Raw genomic sequence first — 19,669 nt, 5'->3', positions numbered from 1 at the left:
AGCATAAGATGGAATACAAAAAAAGCAAAGAATACACAAGCGATTTTAGAAAAAAGGTGCAAGTATTTTATGAGAGCCATTGCTTATCACAGGCACAAGTGGCGCAAAAATTTAACATAAGCCGTTACACTCTTATTAAATGGATACAAGCAGGCGAATGGAAAGCTAAAAACAACAAGGATAGTGTGCGTGCTTATTATGAAACGCACCACATATCTTTTAGAGAATTAAGCGGCATGTTTAATGTAACTGAAGCTACTATTAAAAAGTGGGCGAAAGAGGGCAACTGGCAGGAGGCTAAAGTCTTTGACAAAGTAGAGCAAGAAGTCCTAAAAGATAAAATCACTGAAAAAAATATCGGTTTGTTTTTAGACACAAAAAAAGATGAAGTAAAACAAAGTTTAAGAGAGAGTTTAGAAGGCTTAGATTTAGACCCCATCGTGTTAGAGTGTATTGTAGAAACAAGTAGTGATGAATTGCTACTAAAAGCTATGAATACCGCTTACATAAAAAAGCAGATTCTATTTTGTGCCATTGTAGCAAGGGGGGAGCTAATTAAGATGTTAAAGCTAGGAAGCTATGAGCCAAAAGACATGGCGGCCATAATTGTCGCCGCAGAAAAAGTATCAAAGCTATTTATTGATGCCGGCGTGTCTTTATTCGGTAAAGAGCAAATACAAGTGAGAGAGGAAAATAGCCAACAAAAAGATTTTACTAAGCTAAACATGAACGAACTCATGGCACTAGCAAATGCTAATGTTGAAAACAAAGATTTTTAAGACCTATCTAACGGCTTTAAAACTTTAGAATTTTTTTGCACAATAGAAATGCCAAGATTTAAAGCATCTAAAATGGCGATAATGGTTTCAAATCTAGGTTTTTTGTGTTTTTTGAGAGACTTATACAAACTCTCTCTATTTAATCCGCTTAATTGCGAAACTTTAGCAAAGCCCACAGAACGCACGATACTCTCTAAAGCGTTTAAAAACTCATGCGTGTTAAAATCGTTCGTAATCTCTCCTAAAAATTCTACTATATCCTCTCTATTTTTAAAGAGTTCAGCGCTATCAAAATCGCATAATTCTAAGTTATCCATTAAGAAACCCCTTTAAAATTTCTCTTGCTTTTTGTATATCTCTTTGCTGCGTGCTTTTATCCCCACCTGCTAAAAGTAAGATAATCTCACTCCCCCTAAAAGTGAAATACACTCTATAACCAGCTCCTATAAAAAATCTTAACTCAAAAAGATTAGAACCTAAAGCTTTAAAATCGCCTAACGCATTTGATGTTTCAATTTTAATCAAACGCCGTTTTATGATAACAGCACCCTTCTTATCCTTTAAATTCTCTAACCATTCATTAAAAATTTTAGTTTGCTTGATTATCATAATGTATTGTAGCTAATTAGCTACAAATTGTCAATAACTCCTAAAACGCCCCTAAAATATCCTTGAAGCTTTTTAACTCTTTTTCGCATGTGCTGTTATTTATAGGTATTTTAATATATTTATCTTGTATTTTAATAATGGTTTTTTGTTTTGTTTTTAGGTATTCTTGCCTTGATTGTTTTAATTTTTCTATGCTGTCATTTTGGAGTTTTATTGTGGCATTAGTTTGCGATAGCTTTTCTTTTAAAATAGCGTTGTGCGTTTTTAAATGTAAAACCATAAAAAACAAAACAAGAGCTACAATATAAGGCGCTAAAAATTTAAAAGCGTTTAAATAAATAGCCATTTACATTCTATTAGTAGGTATCAATAGCGAAGGCTTTGTGTCTTTATTAGTGGGGCTTACTTTAGCTAATGGTTTAAGTAGTTCCTCATAACGCTTGACCTCTAATTGATTAACTCTGTTTTGTAGATTAGATGCTTGTGTGCTGGCGTTGTAGTTATTCACTAGAGCTTGGGTTTTTAAATTGTCAAAGGCTTGTCTATTTTTAGCAAACTCCATCTGCTTATTTTGTAAATTCAAGGCATCGTTATAAGCCCTTTCTTCTTTGAAGGCTTTTAATGCGTCTTGTTGTTTTTGATAATTTAGGGCATCTTGTTTTAGTTTAGCGTTATCAATAAAAGCGCCCGAATTGCTTATGCTTTGACTTAGATTAGCGATAGAGTTGCTTAAATTAGCGTTTAAGTTTCTAAAATGATTTAAACTTTCATTATAAAGCGCTAGACCCCCTCTGCCTGCTGTTATATCTGGGTAATAGTTAGCCATTGCTTTTTCCTTTTATTGTCTGTTTACTGGGCTAGTAAATGGGATGTATTTTTTAGCTGCTACTTCTATGTCTTGCTGGTTTTTTAGCCTTTCGGCTTCTCGCTTTTCATAGCGTTCGTTCTCTTTTTGGTATTGCTGTTCTGCCATCTGCATGCTTTTTTTAGCTTGCTTTCTGTTCTCAAAAAAATTAGCTAAATCCACTCCTAAACCGACAAGCCCTGTTACACCACCTAAAAGCATGCCCGCCCCGCCATAACCGCCGATGCTATTCATAAAGCCTTTAAAACCGCCCTCTTGATTAGGGGTCTCTAATTGTGGGGCGTTCATGCTAGTTAGCATGGGCTGGTTTTTTATTTGAGTTGTAAGGGGCGTTTGCTGTTGTAATAAAGGTTTGTTAAAAAAGTCGCTTGTATTATAGAGAGTTGGCTGTGTGTAAATGCTTTTAATATCAAATTCCATTTAAAACCCTTTAAAAATATAAATGCCATGTTAAACATGCCATAAAAAAGCAAAGTGCAAGAATAATGACTTGATTATCCATCTCTCTTTCCTTTCTTATTCAAAGCCGTTTAAGTCTTTTTAATCATACTCCACTTGAATTTTTGAAGGTAAGAAATAACAAACCCTTAAAATAGCCTCGGCTTTGTTAGTTGCATCTGGATTTGTAATGTTTGCGTTTATGGTCTGCGTGGTAGGCATCTCATATAGAACATTACTTTCATTAAATTGTGAGTATTTTGGGTCTGTTTTTAAAACCTTAATGCCGTTTAAAAATAACGCATCGCTTCCTTTAATACCCACGCTTAATGTCGTTGTGCCACTCTCTAAAGGCGTAATTATTTCTACATTACACTTAACTATAACCGCCCCTTGCGGTATAGCTGCTAATTCAATTGTTGGCTTATTTAAAAAAAATCTACTTTCTACCATATAGCTAACATTTCTTACTAATTGCTTCATGTCTTGCTCCTTTATTTTTTAGCCGCTGCTTTGCTTGGCTCTTGCATATTAGTTACTAAACCGATAACGCTGAAGTCTTGGTTATTGTAAAGGTTATTAGCCGCATTGCCATTTCCTACAAACCTTGCCTTACTAACGCCCATAATACAATCAATTCCAACTAATGACTTACGCCCTGCATCTTGATTTTCATCTATGTAAAAAGTAATCTCTGGGCTGTGTGCCATTAGCACACTACTAGCTCCGATTAAGCAACCGATAGATATTTCACTCTCGCCCATCTCTGTTGCATTCTTTGTTTTTAATGTCGCTTTCAAATCAGATGGCGTTACAATGCTTTCTACATTAGCCTTATTGATATAAGAGCTAAACTCTTTCGCATCAATAGTAGAATTGGGCATGCCACTATTTAAAGAGGTCCAAATGCCTGCATCAATTATCACGCAATTATCTATCACGCCACAAAAGCCCTTATATAATAGCCCTCTGTCTAGCCCTGCATAGGCGTAAATCTTTTGAATGTCTTTAAACTCTGGGTCGGCTTTTAGCTGTGAGGCTTGATAGCTATCTAGTAGCACGATATAGGAGCTATTTTGTGCTATAACCCCCTTACCTGCATCTTCCATGCTTGCCATAATCGGCTTAATAGGGAAGGTCTTTGTGCCGTCTGCTTTTAGTCCGTTCCTTGCGTTAAAAATCGCCTTTCTAATCGTTGCCACATTCATTTGAGGCGTGTAAAGCACATTTGAGAAATCATTAGTCATGGCTGCGATGATTCGTTTATCTCTTTCAAGCCCCATCCAGTTTGACAAGCTGTCGCATGTTTCTTTGATAAAGTCAGTATTCTCTAAATCTTCATAAGCCTTAATTTTTGACTTCGCACTATTTCCAAACGCTTCGGGGTAAATGGTTTGACTTAGTATCTCTAAATTATCTAAATTAGCTATAAAATCAGTATTACCTACCACGCCCCTACCCATTAGCGGTGTTTTTAATCTAGGCACAAAGGGGTTCTGCGTTTTTGTGGTATAGGTTCGAATCGCTCTGTCTTCGCCCTTTCCTGTAATGCTTTCAAATAATGATTTTTTCCAACTCGCATTTTCAATTTGTAATGCAACTTCTCTACCGATTTGTGGGTTACTTGAAATGTTATTAAAATCTACTTGATTTAAATTTAACATGTTTTATCCTTTCTTAATATCTATTAACAACGCTACTATTTAATGCGCTGTTTGTGCTGGCTACGCCGTTTCCTTGTAGCTCTTTAGGAAGGGGCTGTTCTTTTTGTGGCTGTTTGTCTTGTTGCGCTGGCTCTTGTGTAGCTTCAAAGAGGGTTAAAATCGCTTCAAAAAACGCCTCGCCTTCTAAGGTGTCAATTTCTTTCTTATATTTAGGTGGGATTTCATTGTTATAAAATTCTATTAAATCCTCCATGTCTGCGTCCGGATGTTTTTTTAAAAACTCGGCTTTAGCGGTTTCTACTTCTTGCTTTTTCTTTGAAGTGTGTATTTCTTCGCTTAGGCTTTTGGCTTTATCCACTTTGTCTGTTAGGCGTTCTTTTAAGTAATTGTTTTGGCTTGTCAAAACATATTTATAAAAATCCACCTTACTTTCAAAAAATAGGTTCTCTAGCTTTTCATCGGTATGTTCTGCCATATACTCTGCAAAATCGTTCTCATAGCTATTAGCAACCTGTTCTATTTCTTTCTCTAGGGCTTCTAGTTCTATTTCTTTTTTTGTAGCTCTTTATCCATTATCCTGCCTTTAAAAAAATATTTCTTATTAAAGCAAAAAAACCATTTTAAAAAAATGGTTATATTGCTTTTTTAATTTACAGAGTCAAAAACCCATGATTTAATTGCTTGTTGTGTGGCGTTTATTTTTTGCTGGTTTAGATCTTTTTGGAATGGGTCAATAAGCTTGTCTACTTCTTGGTTAATCTCTTTTGTTATATTTTGGTTTTGTTGGTTTATGCTATTTTGCATGCGGTTTATTTCATTAGTTTGGCTATTTTCAATGCCTTGTGAGATTTTATAAGGGTCTTTGAATATCTTTAATTTTAAGCCATTAGCATAATAGCTCTGTTGCTTTAAAAATAAAAATTTGCTTCTTGCTTGCATATCGCTTTTAAATTGAAACACGACTTCATAGGGCTTTAACGCTTTATTAAAGCTTATGTTATTAAAATAGTTGAAACTATCATTACCGGCGAGTCTCTTGTGGAAGGTATTGTTTAGCATTTCATTAAAATAGTTAAATTTAAAATCGTTGTTAATACCTTTCATAGGGTTGTAAGCGTTTAAGGGGTCATAATTGTTGCCCCCTGGGTTAAAGTATTCATATATAACCCCCTTTGGGTATATCGCATAGGGGTTTGCTAGAAATACATCGCTCACTCTTATGTTGTTATGGTTAAACAAATTCTTAAAAGGCATGTTAGGGGCTTTTTCTTGCTTGGTAAGATTAAGCCCTAGGACTTTAAATTCTTTTTTAAAATGCTCTTTAGTCCTTTTGTTTTGTTGCTTTAATTCTTCTAGTCTTTTCAAGCTCCTTTTAATGTCTATGATTTCATTTCTTAAATTAGGGTTATTGTTAAAAATATCATTAATTAATTGTTGTTTAGACTCTTGTTGTTGTTGTGGCGTTAAGTGAATGCTATCTGGGTTAATAGAATTTGGGTTATAGTTTGGTGTGATGTTTGGTGTGATGTTTGGTGTGTCTGCATCAGGTGGTCTTGTGCTTTGATTAGGGTTTATGGTTTGAGGGTGGTAGCCTGTGGTGTTGTTGTTAGTTTTGTTGCTTCCGAAAATATCTAAAATGCCACTCCATAAATTTTCTAAAAATCCCATGCTTATTCCTTAATCTTTTATGTTTATTTTTATCTCTTTTTAGTATAATACTAATCCTCCCCTACATACAAAACTCATTAGAGAGATTTACTCCTTACTCTCTCTAACTCCTTTTAAATCACAAGTTCGCTTATTTTAAAGCTTTCTAATGTTGTTAAGTCGTTAATCTCTGCTAGTCGTAGTTTCTCTGCTCCATAAAAACTTAGTATGCCTTGCTTGTATCTTAAGCCATCGTTAAAGACTTGTTTTAGTTGCTCTTTGGTGTGTGGTTTATACATTTTAATGCCCACTTCGCCTTTAGCATTAAGCTCTGCACATCTATAAGGTGCATCAATATTTGCACTCACTAGGGCAATTAGGTTGCTTTGGTCTTCTAAGGTGGCATCGTAGTTGTGGTAACTCCCTAACGCATTACTAGAGCAACCTTTCAATAAATTGTGCTTACAAATAGCGTTAATCTCGTTTTCTATTTCTTGCTTTTTAGTTTTTAAAGCCACTTCTTTAAATTTAGCCATTAAGGCATCTTTAGTGGGTAGTTCAAGCGTTACTTCTTGCTTTTTAGTTTCATCGTAGGTGGTGGTATTTAGTTCTAGGTTAATATTGTTTTCTTCAACTCTAAAAGAGCCTAAAAGATGCAACTCCTCTAAAACTAAGATTAAATACTTTTGATACTTAGCCATGTTTTCTAAAATCATTTTTTTGTCCTTTTGTTTTTAACTTAAATACCATGTAAAATCTGCTTGTGTTATGTTATAGGAATGTGGAAAGAAAGTCCCATTATTTGCTGGCATAACGAATACATAGTCTGTAATAGGCGGTATTTCTCTTATAATGGTGGTTATTCTTTTAGTGCTAAAACTCGCACTACTCCCATAACTAACCCCATACCATACATTGATATAGCCCTTAAAATACTTACCCCATAATTCTAAGTCCCCGCTTATTCCTGTAGCTAAAAATTTCACATGATAGATTTGGGTTTGTTGGGGGGCGGTGGTGGTGGTAAAACTTGGCATAATAAAGCCTTGGTCGCATCTTAAAGCTAAGGAGCTTTGAGGATTTACATTACTATCGGCGTTGTTGTATTGAAAAAAGACTTCTATTTCATAGGACTTCGTGCTATTCATTACAAAGTTACCACTGCTAGTGCTGGATAATTTAGTGATAAAATTCTGCCCCCCTGTGCTTACATAGAATTGTCCTAAAACATAATAAACTATAGAACGATAATTTTTTAAAGTATTGAGTTCGCTTTGTAGGGTTATATTCTGTTGTTTTAATGCTTGTATCTCTTTGACTTGCTGTGCGTTTAAATTTTCTAAACTTTCCACATGCGCTTTTATGCCACCATTCTCTGGTATCATAGCGTTTAAGCCTTGCCCGCCCCCATGTATTTCATAAAAAGTTTTGAGTGCTTTTATTCGTGTTGACTTCAATTTTAGCGTTTAAAGCTTGAGGCGCTTGTTACTTCTTGTATAGCTTGCGTCTTTGCTTGGGTTAATTCTTGCGTTAATTCTTGGGTTAGTGTGGCTTTAACATTGTTTTGAGCTTGCGTTAAAACGCCCTCAAATTCTTGTTTTTTTTGCGTTAAAACGCCCTCAAATTCATTTATTTTATTTTGTAACTCTTGCACGCCTTGTGTGGCGTTTTCTTGTTGTGTTTGGTTAAAGCTTTCAAAATAGCTTTTATATTCATTAAAAGCATTTTGTAGCTGCTTAAAGGTATCTAATACCCACTGCTGTTTAGCCTTAAAATTTTCATTATTTAGGCGTATCTCTTTATCAAAATTAAATGCAATGTCTATGGTGGTTAAGATTCTATTCATTCCATCAAGGCTTAAATAGACTTGTTCTTTCCAGTCTGTGGAATTATTTAAGGCTTTTTTCATTCTTTCTAATAGGGGGTCAATTGTGTTATCTAGCACTTCCTTATTAGTCAAATCTTGTGGGCTTAATTCAATAGTTGGGGGGTTAATAATATTCATTGTTTTTGCCTTAACTTGTCTTGTATAACGCTTATTGTGATAGATTTTGATACATTCGCTTGGCCTATGCTTGCTTTGAAGGTTATTGTATGCTGTCCTGCTATGTTGCTACTAAACAAAAAGGAGTTACCGCTTGCTAGTAATTCATTATTCGCATTATAAAAGCCTTCAGTCGCATTGTTTAAAGTAGAAAAGCCCCAGATTTCTGTGGGTTCATTCACTAGCACTTCTAATTCATTACTGAATAACTGAATGCTCTCTTTATCCCCTAATGCGTTTAATTTGTCTAGTTCATTACTAAGCTTATTAAGAATTGTATTAAGCTCGTTTTCTTCTGCTGTGCCGTTGTATTGTATGCCATTATTATTCACGCTTGAGTGGGTGTATTCTATGCCGATTTGATTGATAGTTTCAACTACATTAGCGAAATTATTCGCCCCCACGCTTCCTGCTACTTGTAACAAGCTTACATAAGCGTTGGCTCTGTTTATAGCGGCGTTGTCTTTGAGAGATTTAAGCATGCTTTGACATTGTATCAATGCGTTTAATGTTTGGGCTTTTTGGCTTTGTAGTTGCATTTGCATGCTTAAAAACTCTAATTCCATTCTAGCCTTGGCTTGCTCTTTTGCAAATTTGTTTTGGCTCTCTTGTAAAGCGATTTGTTCGCCTTGAATAGCGGCCTGTAAGCAAATCGTATTTAATTCCTTGTTATTGAAGTTTTGCGTTTGTAAAGCTTCTTTGAAGGTTAAAAAGTTTCTTATAAATCTTGTTGTATTCATTTAGTTGCCTTTCATGTAGTTAGAGTATGCGTTGTTATAAGTATTTTCTAGCTCTTTGGTGTTATAGTTGCCTTCATTCTTGTTTAGCATTTCTACAATTTTAAGGGCTGCGTAGTTTTTAGCTTGAAACTCTTTTGGGTTAATACCATTTAGCGCTAATAGCCTTGTATCGGCGTTTTTATTTTTATCCACTAGGGCTTGTAATAATTGGGCGGTTTTGCTTCCTAACTCTTTTTGCCCCCTAAACCATAAGGCGATGCTATCCTTTGCATCTCTTTTGTCATACTCGCTGGGCGGTTTTCCGCCTGCGTTAGACTTTGCGACTAATGCAACCATATTATTTTCGCTTTGTTGTAGCTTAGAGTTGCCATGCGTCATGCCTAATAAGCCGTAGCTAATCTTATTTAAAAACTTGTTAGCCCCATATAAGATGCCCGCTTGATTGTCTGCGGTCTTTAAAAATCTAATCGCACCATCTATGCTGTCTGCGTTGGCGTTAATGGCTTCAATAGGTTTAGAGGGGTTCTTTAGGGTCATGTCGTTTTTTAGGTTTAAATTGCCGTTTAGTGTAACATTTAAATCTATTCCTAAATACTTCTTAGCCACTAAATAATCTAATGCATCGAGCTTATTTTGTGCGATTTTTTGGTCTAGCCTTGCGATTCCTGTCTTAGGTAGGGTGGCATCGTTTGTGGTGGCTTGGTTTTGATTGTTTAGGATATTTAAAGGCTTTGTTAATGGCTCTTGTGTATTTAGGGGGGCATCTTGGGTGGCTTGTGGTAGGGGGGCATCGTTTGTGGCTTGTGGCTCTTTTATGGTGCTATTATTTAATGCGCCTGTGCTATCTATTAAATAATTGCTTAAGTCCCCTTGTGTGCCGTTAATTATGCTTTTAATCTCGTTTAATTGCTTTTGTCTTTCTTCCATGTTAATTCCTTTCAAAAAAAGTTAATACTAAAAAACTAAACAAATATGCCACAAAAAAACAGATGGGCATCTTGCTTTCAATAGTAAAAAATAGTTTAAAATTTTTATTTTTTTCTTGCATTAAATACCACTCATAACTAAATAGATTAACGCTTAAACTATTCTCTAACTGCGTAATAATCTCAAATTTAATGCTATTAACGGCTTTTGATTTTTTTAATATCTCTAACCATACGATACACAAAATTAAGCCCACGCTTATAAACACGCATGCCTTAAACCCCCCTAAAATTAAAGCTACGCTTAAACAAATCAAATGAAAAGCTATAAAACAAAAATTAGTATTAGTGCGTCTGTCGCTTATGTGTCTTGCTTCTTCTACCATTAAAAGATATTGATTAAGTATTTCTTGCTGTGTTTGATTTTCATTTAAAAGGCTTTTGTTCTGCTCCATTCATCGCTCCTTGTATTTACTTTATTTTTTGGATATACTCTAAGAGTGACATTAGCTTTATCAAGTATGTTTAGCACTCGGCTTATAACCGATTTTTAATCGCTACTCTGAGATTTTGCTAATGCCTTTCTATAGACTAAACTTTGCTTATAATTTCCCTTAGTTTTATACATCGTTTTTAGCATGAGTTCATTTTTGGCATTTGAAATTTGCTCTACTACTACAAAAAACCCATTCACTTGATTAAAACTCACTATTACAGGTCTATTTTTGTTGTCTTTTGATTTTAAGGTCTCTTGAGCGTTTTTAGCTAATTCTCTGTAATTAGCTAGGTCTTTGTAATCTAAATTTGGGTGGTCTTTTAAAATATGGTTGATAGCTTGATAATCAATAACCGCCCTTGCGTCTTTGTGTGGTAATCCTAAATATTCTATTACTTCAGGTTCTAATTTTTCAACGGCTACTCGTTTATGTTTTTTTTGTATATATTCTATTACTTCAGGTTTTAAATTATCCCCCCCTAAAATTAACATGCCACTTCCTGTTCGTGGCGTGGTATCAATCAATTGTTTAATCTCATCAAAAGAGAGTTTTTTCATTATGTTGTCTTTGTTTTGAATTTCTAAGCTTGAATTATACGATTTTAATGCCTTGCTCTCTTTCTCTAAACTCTTATAATAATCTTTCTGTAAGCCCTTAATGTTTCTTGTTAGCTGGCTTAGGGCTTGGTTGTTTTCGTTGGGTTTTCTATCGTGCTTTAAGAGATAATGCGTGAAGTCGTAGATATCAATATCATTAAAAACCTTTCTATCGCTTCCTAACAAGTCTTTTGTATCATCTGCTATGTTATGCTCTCTTAAACCTTTCTTAATGTTATCACTTCTTAGGGCTTCAAATAAGGCGTTGCTTGGGTCATCAAGTCTAGCAAATCGCGCTAAGGCCGCTCCTAAAATTTCGCTTATATCGCTCTTGTGCTGGCTTTTTTCATATTCTGTAAAACCTAGTGAACTTGCGCTGTGTTTATCAGCAAGGGCTTTTAAGCTCTCTGTTGTGCTTTCATAGTCTTTGATAGATTTAAAGGCTCTGTCTAGTGTATCGCTTAAATAAGCGTTTAAACTCAGTTTAGGAAAATTTAAATCGTGGATTAGATTGTGAAAACTCCCTGCATTATCTATAAACATTTTTTTAACTTTTTCATAGCTCTTGGGGTCATCTTTAAATTCTTTGTGCCACTTGTTTAATAATTCTATGCCTTGGGTTTCACTCCGTGGCATGTTATACATTAGCAAAGCTAAATTACTATCGCTAACATTTGGGCTTGTGGCTTTGTCAAAGTTTAAATCTCTAGCAACTAAACGCTTTAAGGAGTGGATGGTGTCTGCGTTTAGCTTTTTATCAAGCTCTTTTAATTTAGGTGTATAGTGGCTTAAAACGCTCAACGCCTTGTCGCTCTCACTATTAAATCGCCCCGCATTGCTTCCTGCTGCTAAGTTGTTAACCTCTGTATTATTAAGGTTTTTGTGTGGCACTCTAATTAGGAGTTCATCTGGCTTTAGTGTGATATTATAATAGTCTTGTATCGCTTTATCGTAGGCGGCTCGGCTCTTATTCGTAAAATTTAGCATGCCTTGTATTCTATGATTACCGCTTATCACTTGCCCGTCTTGTAAAATAATCGGCAAATCTTCAAAGCCCCCGCTCCCAAAAATCTTTTGTGGGTCAAAGTTCTCTGCAATGTTTTTAATCTGTTCTTCATTCATATGCGTGCGTTTTTGCGTTCCGCCTGTGGTAAAACTGGGTTTTAAGTCTTTAGCCTTAACTATCGCATAATCTAGGTCAAAAATCTCGCCGTCATTTAACCTAACTCTGCTCTTAGCTAAATCTAGTTTTTTTAAGGGTATATCTTGCCCCACTTCAATTTTAGTCTCGCTCTCTAAATTGCCGGCATTACCCCTCTCAAATGCTAGTTTTTGTTTTAGGGCTTCTTCTCTTTTAAGGGCATCTTCTTTGTAGCTCTCATAATCTTGTAAGGCTTTTTCTTTTTCTAGGGCTTGCTTTTGTAGTTTTTCTTGCTCTGCTAATTGTAGGGGTGTTAGGGCTTTTTCTTGTTTTATTAGTTCTTTTTGGGTAGGATTAGCTCCGTTAGAGTTTAAAGAATTAAATGGCTTTTCTTTTGTAATTGCTTGCGGAGTAGAAGGTAACGCTTGCTTCTCGTTATACAATTCATAGCTACTGACTACCCAATGATTTTCTAATTTTTGATTATTCCATTCATTGTTTAATCCCACTCTCTTATTATCATATTCTACAAACACACGCCCCCACTTGTCTGTGTCCTTAACGCCTTTCTCTAAAATTTCAGGTATATTCTTAATAATGCTTAAAGCGTAGTTTTTAGCTTCTGTTTCACTCATTCCTTGAGCGATTTTTTTGTCTATTCTACGCTCTAAAATATGTGCTAGTCCGTAACCGCTTTTACCACTCTTGCCCCATACTAAATCAATATCCCCTAAACCTTCCTTATGAAATGCCCCCGCTATATAGCCTTCTTTAGTTTCTAGTAGCTTCTCAATTGCTCCTATTCCATTCCCTTTAAACTCGCTGTAATTTGTCCCCCACTCTCTTGTGGCTGGCTCTCTTGTGGCTTGCTCTGTGATTTCTCTCGCTGGCTCTTTGGCTTTTTGTGCGATTTGTTTTTCTACTTGTTTAAGGTAGTTTTCTATGCTTATATCGCTTAAAGCTATATCTTTTTGTCTTATTTCTGCGATTAACCTATTTTTATTAACTTCTTTTATTAGGTCATCTGTAAAAATAGGGTAATCGGTTTCAGTTGAATAAATTTTTCCATCTTCGCTTAAATAATAATGTTTTTCGTTTCCATAATCTTTATATGTAATTATTGTGCCGTTAGGTTTTTCATATTTTTTATTAACGATTTTTTTTAAAGTAAAAGCGCCCACTGCATTTTCTTTTTCTTTATCGCTTAATTCTGAAAAATCCACTTTCAAAAAATCATCAATAAAATTTAGTTTTTTCTCTTGTTCGTTGTAGGGTATATTGCCGTTTATCCTATGCCTATTGTGCGTGTATTCTTGTTGTTGTTTTTCTATATAATCGTTATTGATTTTATTTTCATAAAAATCGCTTTTCTTTATAAAAGTAGGATTTTCTTTTAAAAATTCTTGTAGCTCTTTAGCTTTAGCGTTTATTTTTTCTTGTTTTTCTTTCATACGCTCCTTTAAAAGCTTTTTATATTCTTCTGTTTTAACAAAAACACTAGCTACTTTTTTGTCATGCTCTGTTGCTCTTATAATGTCTCTTAATTCTTGCCTTAATTTAAAATATTCTCTTTCTGTAGAGTTTGGATTGTATTCATCTTTATTGTGAAAAGGTTTCTCTTTATAAGCTCCGTTATTATAATAATCTATAACGGCTTGGTTATTGTGTTGGTAATTTGCTATTAACTTTTCATCGCTTTGAATGATTTTTTTTAAATAATCATCGGTATTTAAAACTTGTATTTCTTGTTTGTTTAATAATTTTGTTGTATTATTTTCATTAGCAAGCATCGGTTTCCGGATTGGCCCGGCGTTGCTTGTGTTTCTATCACTATAAAAATTAAAAATCTTGTTATTACTTTCTAAATCATCAACCACTAATCTAAGCTTAACGCCGTTATTGTCCCACTCATAAGCGTATCTAAATCCATCTTTTAGTTTTTCAAAACTATCTAATAGCACGCTTCCATTCTTAATCACTTCTCCCATGTTAAGTAGCTCATCGCTTGTTACAGCTCCAGTCTTATTTTCTCCATAGTGTCGTTTTAATATTTTGATAGCTCCGTGTTTTTTACCGCCTTGCTCTAAAGTGTAAAGGCCATGCAAATCCCTACCCTTAATCGTAGTTTCTGGTAGCTCCCCCTTAAACACTTTTAAGACTTCTTGTTGCTCTTTGGTGAGTTTTGTTGTGTCTATATTCTCTAATTCTTTCAAGGCTTTTTCGTGCTTGGTTAGGGCTTCTTTGCTTGGCTCTTTTGTGGCTTTTTCTGTAACTTCTCTCGCTGGCTCTTGTGTATTTAGGTGGGCTTCTTGGGTGGCTTGATTTATGGGGGCATCGTTTGTGGCTTGTTTTAGGGGGGCTTCTTGGGTGGCTTGATTTAGATGGGCATCATTTGTGGCTTGTCTTAATGGCTCTTGTGTATTTAGGGGGGCATCTTGGGTGGCTGGCTCGCTGGCTTGTTTAAAATCTTGTTTAGCTTGATTTAAACCGCCTTGTAATTCATCTATAATCTTAAGGGTATCATTTGAAAATTTAGAATTTTTAGCGCTTAATTCAAGGTTTTTACTAAACTCATCAACGCTTGAGCTTCTCTCTAAAGCTCGCTTAATGTGGTATTTTAAAGCGGCTCCTGCGGTGCTTTCGTTTAGGGCTTTGGGTAGCTTTAGCCCTAGAAATCTATCGGGGGCATTTCTATAGAGTGTCCCTAAAGCAAACTTAGTCCATAAAAACTTCGCCGCCCCGCTTAGGGTGGTGGCTAGTCCTTGGTTAATGTTTTTAGTAGTAGCGGCTTTTAGGTTGTTAGCTATTTGTGAATCATTTTTAAAAAGCTTATGAAAGCCGTTAGCTATGTCTATATATTCCTTAGCCTTTGGGGTGTTAAAAACGCCGCCTTTAAATTCATTTAACTTGTTAAAAAAGTTATGACTATCAAAAACTTTTAAATCGCCTTGTGTGCTATCTTGCATTAAGCGATTAAGACACTAGAATATAAAATTTATTCTTCCTTTTTGTGTCAATAAGCCAGCACTAAATTCTTTTAGGTTCTATTTGTAAATGTTGGTTTAAAGAATAGTTTTTCATTCTTAATCCCTATTCTTATGAGAATTTTGTCACCAATACTTTATGGATAGAACCCTTTTTACTTGTTTGTATAGCTTCCAAATCTATTCGGTCATTCTTATGTTTTTATCCCTCTTGCATAAACGCATGCAACTCATTATATTCTTGGCGGTTCAAAAAACGCATTTTCCCTACCGGTAAAGCATTCAAATTCACAAAACCATAACGCACACGCCTTAAATCCAACACTTCAGCATTAAAATGTGCAAAAAAACGCCTCAATTCTCTGTTTTTCCCCTCACTAATAACCACCCTAAGCTTAGAATATTTGGCATGGTTTTTGATGATTTCATAATGAATAAAGGGGGCAAATTCCATGCTTTTAATCGCAGTTTTATTATGTGCGCCCTTAGTAGCATTCTCTAATTTCAAGCCCTCTTGCATAGCAAGTTGCATATCTTTTGTAATCGCACCTTGAATTTTGATTAAATACTCTCTTTCTAAATTCGTATGCATTAAAGCACTTACCACCGCCTTACTATCGCTTAAGAGTAGCACCCCCTCACTCGCAAAATCCAAACGCCCAATAGGCACAAAATGAGCGTATTTTTTCTCCAAGCTTTCATAAATCACACGCCTATTTAAGGGGTCAGCTTTACTCACTAACTCGCCCTTTGGCTTGTGATAAACTAGCACGCTAAATTTTTTATTTTTTAAAGGCTTGATTAGGCGTTTGTCTAAAAATACCTTGTCATTTTCTTTCACAATGCTAGTAAGTTTAGCATGCTCATGGTTGATTTTGACACGCCCTTCTAAGACAAGTTTTTCAGCCTCTCTTCGTGAATGCTTAGTATAGTGGGCTAAAAATTGATTAATTCTCACGCTAAATCCCTCCACTCTAATTCTTTAAACTCTTCTTTAATGCTTTCATCTACCAACAAATCGCTTTGAAACTTGAATTGCTTGCCCTTATCTTTTACAATCAAGCACAAAGGATGCTTGCCTTGATGCTTTAAAGCGCTTTCTTTGATTTGCTTTAAAAACTCTTTTTTCACATCATTTTCTAGCACAATCGCCAAAGAACAAGAACTAGATGCTAACATCTCAACAGGCGGTATTTCACGCACATCTTCTTTTTCCTTGTTAGGGTCTTTATAACGAGCTTTTGGAATTTTAACTTCTCTAGCACTCTCTAAATCCAAGATTTCAAAAAGCCTTAGTCGTGCGACTTCTTCTTGCTCTTCAATCTTGCATTTAAACACTAAGGGTTTATTAATATCCAACTCTTCTAGGGCGTTTAATTGCTTTTCAAAAAGCATAAGCTCAAACTTGCCATATCTGTCTAAAATATCTGCTGTGCCATAAGGCTTACCGCTTCGTTTGCCAATTTTCTTTTTAACTTCCATAATCTTACCGAGCAAATAAGCTTGCGAGCCAATTTCTAATTCTTCAATGTCAATGCTTTTGACTAAGTTTTTAAAGCCCTTAATCTCTTCTTTAAACTCATCTAAAGGATTTCCTGAAACATGGATTCCTAAAATCTCATATTCATATTCTAAAAGTGTTTTAGCGTCATGTTCGCCTAAATCAGTCATATTCAAAACGACTTGTTCTTTTTCTTCGCTCTCCATAGCTCCAAAGAGCGAATTGCTTCCTTGCATCATCTCATTAGCTTTGTCTTTAGCACGCCCTGCATCACAGATTAAATCTAAGTTAGCGAGCATGGTTTTTCGGGTGTAGCCTAGATTATCCAAGCTCCCTGATTTGACTAAGGGTTCTAAGGATTTTTTAGTGATTTTAGAAAAATCCACTCGTGAAATAAAATCTTCTAAACTCTTATAATCCCCCTTAGCTCTCTCTTCAATAATATTTTTAATCGGCTCACCCCCAGCCCCTTTAATCGCTCCTAATCCAAACACGATTTTCTTTTCTAGTGCGCCCTTTTCATTCTCAAATTCTGTAACGCTGAAATCTTGCATAGAAGTGTTAACATGGGGGGGCATAACTTCAATTTCTAAAGCCCTAACCTCATCAATATATCTAGCCACAGATTCAATCTTATTAGATTCGCTTGTAAGCATGGCTGCCATAAATTCATGCTTGTAGTAAGTCTTTAGATACGCTGTTTGGAAAGTTATCATCGCATAGGCTGCGGAGTGTGATTTATTAAACCCATAGCCGGCAAATTTAACAATCAAATCCCACAAATCAGCCGCCTTTTTACTATCATGCCCTAAATTCTTAGCTCCTTCTACAAACTTCGCCTTATTGTCCGCCATAATTTGAGCGTCTTTTTTACCCATAGCCCTTCTAATTAAATCCGCCTCACCTAAGCTAAACCCTCCAATCGTTTGCACGATTTGCATAACTTGTTCTTGATAGACTATCGTGCCATAAGTGGGCTTTAAAATCGGCTCTAAATCCTTAAATGCATAAGTAATTGGCTCAATGCCATGCTTTCTATTAACAAAGTCATCTACCATGCCTGATTCCATAGGCCCGGGTCTTCCAAGTGCGATAATTGCAATAATATCTTCAAAACTTGATGGTCTTAAGCGTTTGTTAAGCCCCTGAAACATGCCCGATTCAATTTGGAATATCCCCACCGTGTCGCCACTTTGAATGGTTTTATAAACTTTGGGGTCGTCCATATCTAGCGATAAGAAATCCAAATCAATTTTATGCTGAGTTTTAATGATTTTAAGAGCGTCATCTATCACGGTCAAGGTTTTAAGCCCTAAGAAGTCAAACTTAATCAAATCCACCGGTTCTAAATACTTCATAGAATATTGCGTAACAATACCGCCGGTTTTTTCAGACGCAAATAAAGGGGTTTTATGCCATAACTCTTTCTCGCTATCTACCACTAACGCTGCAGCATGCACGCCAGCATTACGATTTAAATTCTCTAAATTAAGCGAATACTCCCATACTTGTCTGGCTAAGTCATTACTCTCTACTAATTCTTTGATTTTAGGCTCTAATTCCCACGCTCCTTCCACAAACTCGCCATTTTTTTCATAGCCTTTAAGCGTAATGCCTAAGCGATTAGGAATGAGTTTGGCAAAATCATCAGCCTCCTTATAGGGCATATCCAAAACCCTTGCGACATCTCTAATCACGCCCTTAGCCAACATCTTGTTAAAAGTGATTACTTGAGCCACATTGTATTTGCCATACTTTTCAATCATGTATTCTATGATTTCTTTACGCCTACGCTGACAAAAATCCGTATCAATATCAGGCATGCTTATTCTTTCAGGGTTGAGAAACCTTTCAAAGAGCAAATCGTATTTTAAGGGGTCAATATTAGTGATTTTTAAAGCAAAGGCGACTAGACTTCCTGCCGCACTCCCCCTACCCGGTCCCACAGGAATGCCCACTTCTTTAGCATGGCGGATAAAGTCCCACACAATTAGCATATAGCCCGGAAACTTCATGTTAGTAATAACTTCAATTTCTTTTTCCAAACGCTCTTGATATTTTTTATGCTCCGTTTCTGGCACTAATTTTAGACGCTCTTTTAAGCCCTCTCTAGCCTTGTAAGCAAAATAGCTCGCATCATCTTCAAAATCTAACCCCTCATTTTGAGCGTAAGTTTTGGTGAATTTAAAGCTTGGGGGGGTTGGGGGGTTAAATTTATCATCTTTTAAATCAATTTCTAAGGTGCATTTTTCAGCAATTTCTTGCGTGTTAGCTAGAGCTTCTGGAATATCAGCAAATAATTTCGCCATTTCTTCAGGCGATTTAATGTAAAACTCATGCACAGAGTGCTTTAAACGCCCCTTATCGTTTAAAATTTTACCCATAGCCACACACATCGCAATTTCTTGAGCCTTAGCGTCATTTGGCATGGTGTAGTGGGTGTCGTTTGTAGCAATGATTTTTAGCCCCGTTTCTAAGGACATTCTAATCACTTGTTCATCAATAAAGCGCTGGTCTAATATACCATGACGCATAATCTCTAAATAAAAATCCTCTTCAAAAATCTCTTGGTATTCACAAGCAATTCTTTTAGCCTCATCATAGCCTTTAGCCCCATACTTGCGAATTACTTCATTATTATTAATTCTTAAATGAATGTTGATTTCGCCTTGCAAACACGCACTAGAAGCAATAATCCCCTTAGAATGCTCTCTTAAAAGCTTTTTATTAATGCGTGGAAAATAATAAAACCCCTCTAAATATGCCATAGAGCTTAAATACATCAAGTTTTCATAACCCTCTTGATTTTTAGCGAACAAGCACAAATGGAAACGCTGTTTGTTCTCTTTGCTAGAGAGATTTTCATCATTATGAATATAGGCTTCCATGCCTATAATAGGCTTAATGCCCTCTTTTTTCATGCTCGTATAAAAATCAATCACTCCAAACATATTCCCATGGTCGGTCATACTCACACTTTTCATGCCTAGCTCTTTAATGCGTTTGGCTAAGACTTTAATCTTATTAGCCCCATCTAAAAGCGAATATTCAGTGTGTAAGTGTAAATGCGTGAACGCTTTAGTTTCTTTCATCTTGTAACCCCTATTTGGATTTAATACTTCAATCATTATACTTATAGCTCTTTAAAAAACCCTTTATAAGGTGTTTTAGTTATGGCTTGTTGTATAATGATGCCCATAATAAGAAAGTTTTTCTTATTTCAAGTTATTTTAAGGAG

19 protein-coding genes are annotated in these 19,669 nt (G+C 35.7%); 1 reads left to right on the top strand and 18 read right to left on the bottom strand.

The annotated features are described in order from the left end of the window. Positions 1–8: 8 nt before the first annotated feature. Complete coding sequence (locus HCD_RS05090; protein ID WP_014659509.1) at positions 9–779, top strand: hypothetical protein; 771 nt, start codon at positions 9–11, stop codon at positions 777–779. Here HCD_RS05090 and HCD_RS05085 read toward each other — a convergent pair. The 18 genes from HCD_RS05085 to dnaE form a co-directional block, all read right to left on the bottom strand. Beyond that, complete coding sequence (locus HCD_RS05085; protein WP_014659508.1) at positions 776–1,096, bottom strand: addiction module antidote protein; 321 nt, start codon at positions 1,094–1,096, stop codon at positions 776–778. The two genes, HCD_RS05090 and HCD_RS05085, sit on opposite strands and share 4 nt — an antisense overlap. After that, positions 1,089–1,388: a type II toxin-antitoxin system RelE/ParE family toxin gene (locus HCD_RS05080; protein WP_014659507.1), complete on the bottom strand. Its 300-nt coding sequence runs from the start codon at positions 1,386–1,388 to the stop codon at positions 1,089–1,091. Before HCD_RS05080 ends, HCD_RS05085 begins: the two co-directional genes overlap by 8 nt. Before the next feature lie 40 nt (positions 1,389–1,428). After that, positions 1,429–1,734: a hypothetical protein gene (locus HCD_RS05075; protein WP_014658741.1), complete on the bottom strand. Its 306-nt coding sequence runs from the start codon at positions 1,732–1,734 to the stop codon at positions 1,429–1,431. Further along, positions 1,735–2,214, bottom strand: a complete 480-nt coding sequence (locus HCD_RS05070) for a hypothetical protein (protein ID WP_014658742.1) — start codon at positions 2,212–2,214, stop codon at positions 1,735–1,737. It lies immediately after the preceding gene. Positions 2,215–2,226: 12 nt separating this feature from the next. Next, positions 2,227–2,673: a hypothetical protein gene (locus HCD_RS05065; protein ID WP_014658743.1), complete on the bottom strand. Its 447-nt coding sequence runs from the start codon at positions 2,671–2,673 to the stop codon at positions 2,227–2,229. A 120-nt stretch (positions 2,674–2,793) separates the two neighbouring features. Beyond that, positions 2,794–3,174, bottom strand: coding sequence for a hypothetical protein (locus HCD_RS05060; RefSeq protein ID WP_014658744.1), 381 nt, complete (start codon positions 3,172–3,174; stop codon positions 2,794–2,796). An 11-nt stretch (positions 3,175–3,185) separates the two neighbouring features. Then, on the bottom strand, positions 3,186–4,355 hold the full coding sequence (locus HCD_RS05055; RefSeq protein ID WP_014658745.1) for a phage capsid family protein: 1,170 nt from the start codon (positions 4,353–4,355) through the stop codon (positions 3,186–3,188). Between the two features lie 13 nt (positions 4,356–4,368). Continuing rightward, the gene (locus HCD_RS05050) at positions 4,369–4,830 is read right to left on the bottom strand and encodes a hypothetical protein (protein ID WP_014658746.1); all 462 of its coding nucleotides are present in this window, start codon (positions 4,828–4,830) and stop codon (positions 4,369–4,371) included. A 170-nt stretch (positions 4,831–5,000) separates the two neighbouring features. After that, positions 5,001–6,023, bottom strand: a complete 1,023-nt coding sequence (locus tag HCD_RS08770) for a hypothetical protein (RefSeq protein ID WP_014658747.1) — start codon at positions 6,021–6,023, stop codon at positions 5,001–5,003. A 113-nt stretch (positions 6,024–6,136) separates the two neighbouring features. Continuing rightward, positions 6,137–6,718, bottom strand: a complete 582-nt coding sequence (locus HCD_RS05040; protein ID WP_014658748.1) for a hypothetical protein — start codon at positions 6,716–6,718, stop codon at positions 6,137–6,139. 18 nt (positions 6,719–6,736) lie between these two features. Beyond that, positions 6,737–7,459: a Med9 domain-containing protein gene (locus HCD_RS05035; RefSeq protein ID WP_014658749.1), complete on the bottom strand. Its 723-nt coding sequence runs from the start codon at positions 7,457–7,459 to the stop codon at positions 6,737–6,739. Positions 7,460–7,461: 2 nt separating this feature from the next. Beyond that, complete coding sequence (locus tag HCD_RS05030; RefSeq protein ID WP_014658750.1) at positions 7,462–8,007, bottom strand: hypothetical protein; 546 nt, start codon at positions 8,005–8,007, stop codon at positions 7,462–7,464. Then, positions 8,004–8,786: a hypothetical protein gene (locus tag HCD_RS05025; RefSeq protein WP_014658751.1), complete on the bottom strand. Its 783-nt coding sequence runs from the start codon at positions 8,784–8,786 to the stop codon at positions 8,004–8,006. The genes HCD_RS05030 and HCD_RS05025 overlap by 4 nt, the downstream gene beginning before the upstream one ends. Next, positions 8,787–9,713 (bottom strand): hypothetical protein, encoded by a 927-nt coding sequence (locus HCD_RS05020; protein ID WP_014658752.1) that lies wholly within the window; start codon positions 9,711–9,713, stop codon positions 8,787–8,789. A 1-nt stretch (position 9,714) separates the two neighbouring features. Further along, entirely contained in the window at positions 9,715–10,167 is a 453-nt protein-coding gene (locus tag HCD_RS05015; RefSeq protein ID WP_014659506.1) for a RipA family octameric membrane protein, read from the bottom strand. A gap of 95 nt (positions 10,168–10,262) precedes the next feature. Then, positions 10,263–14,096: a DUF3519 domain-containing protein gene (locus tag HCD_RS08955; protein ID WP_411269453.1), complete on the bottom strand. Its 3,834-nt coding sequence runs from the start codon at positions 14,094–14,096 to the stop codon at positions 10,263–10,265. A gap of 1,036 nt (positions 14,097–15,132) precedes the next feature. Next, positions 15,133–15,903 (bottom strand): pseudouridine synthase, encoded by a 771-nt coding sequence (locus HCD_RS05005; protein WP_041594828.1) that lies wholly within the window; start codon positions 15,901–15,903, stop codon positions 15,133–15,135. Further along, positions 15,885–19,523 carry a DNA polymerase III subunit alpha gene (gene dnaE, locus HCD_RS05000; protein ID WP_014659503.1) on the bottom strand — a complete coding sequence of 1,213 codons (3,639 nt, stop codon included), beginning with the start codon at positions 19,521–19,523 and terminating at the stop codon, positions 15,885–15,887. The genes HCD_RS05005 and dnaE overlap by 19 nt, the downstream gene beginning before the upstream one ends. Positions 19,524–19,669: the final 146 nt, after the last annotated feature.

The sequence above is a fragment of the Helicobacter cetorum MIT 99-5656 genome (genome assembly GCF_000259275.1).
Lineage (GTDB): Bacteria > Campylobacterota > Campylobacteria > Campylobacterales > Helicobacteraceae > Helicobacter > Helicobacter cetorum.
The sequence above is the reverse complement of the archived record's forward strand: the minus strand, read 5'-3'. Positions and strand labels throughout refer to the sequence as shown.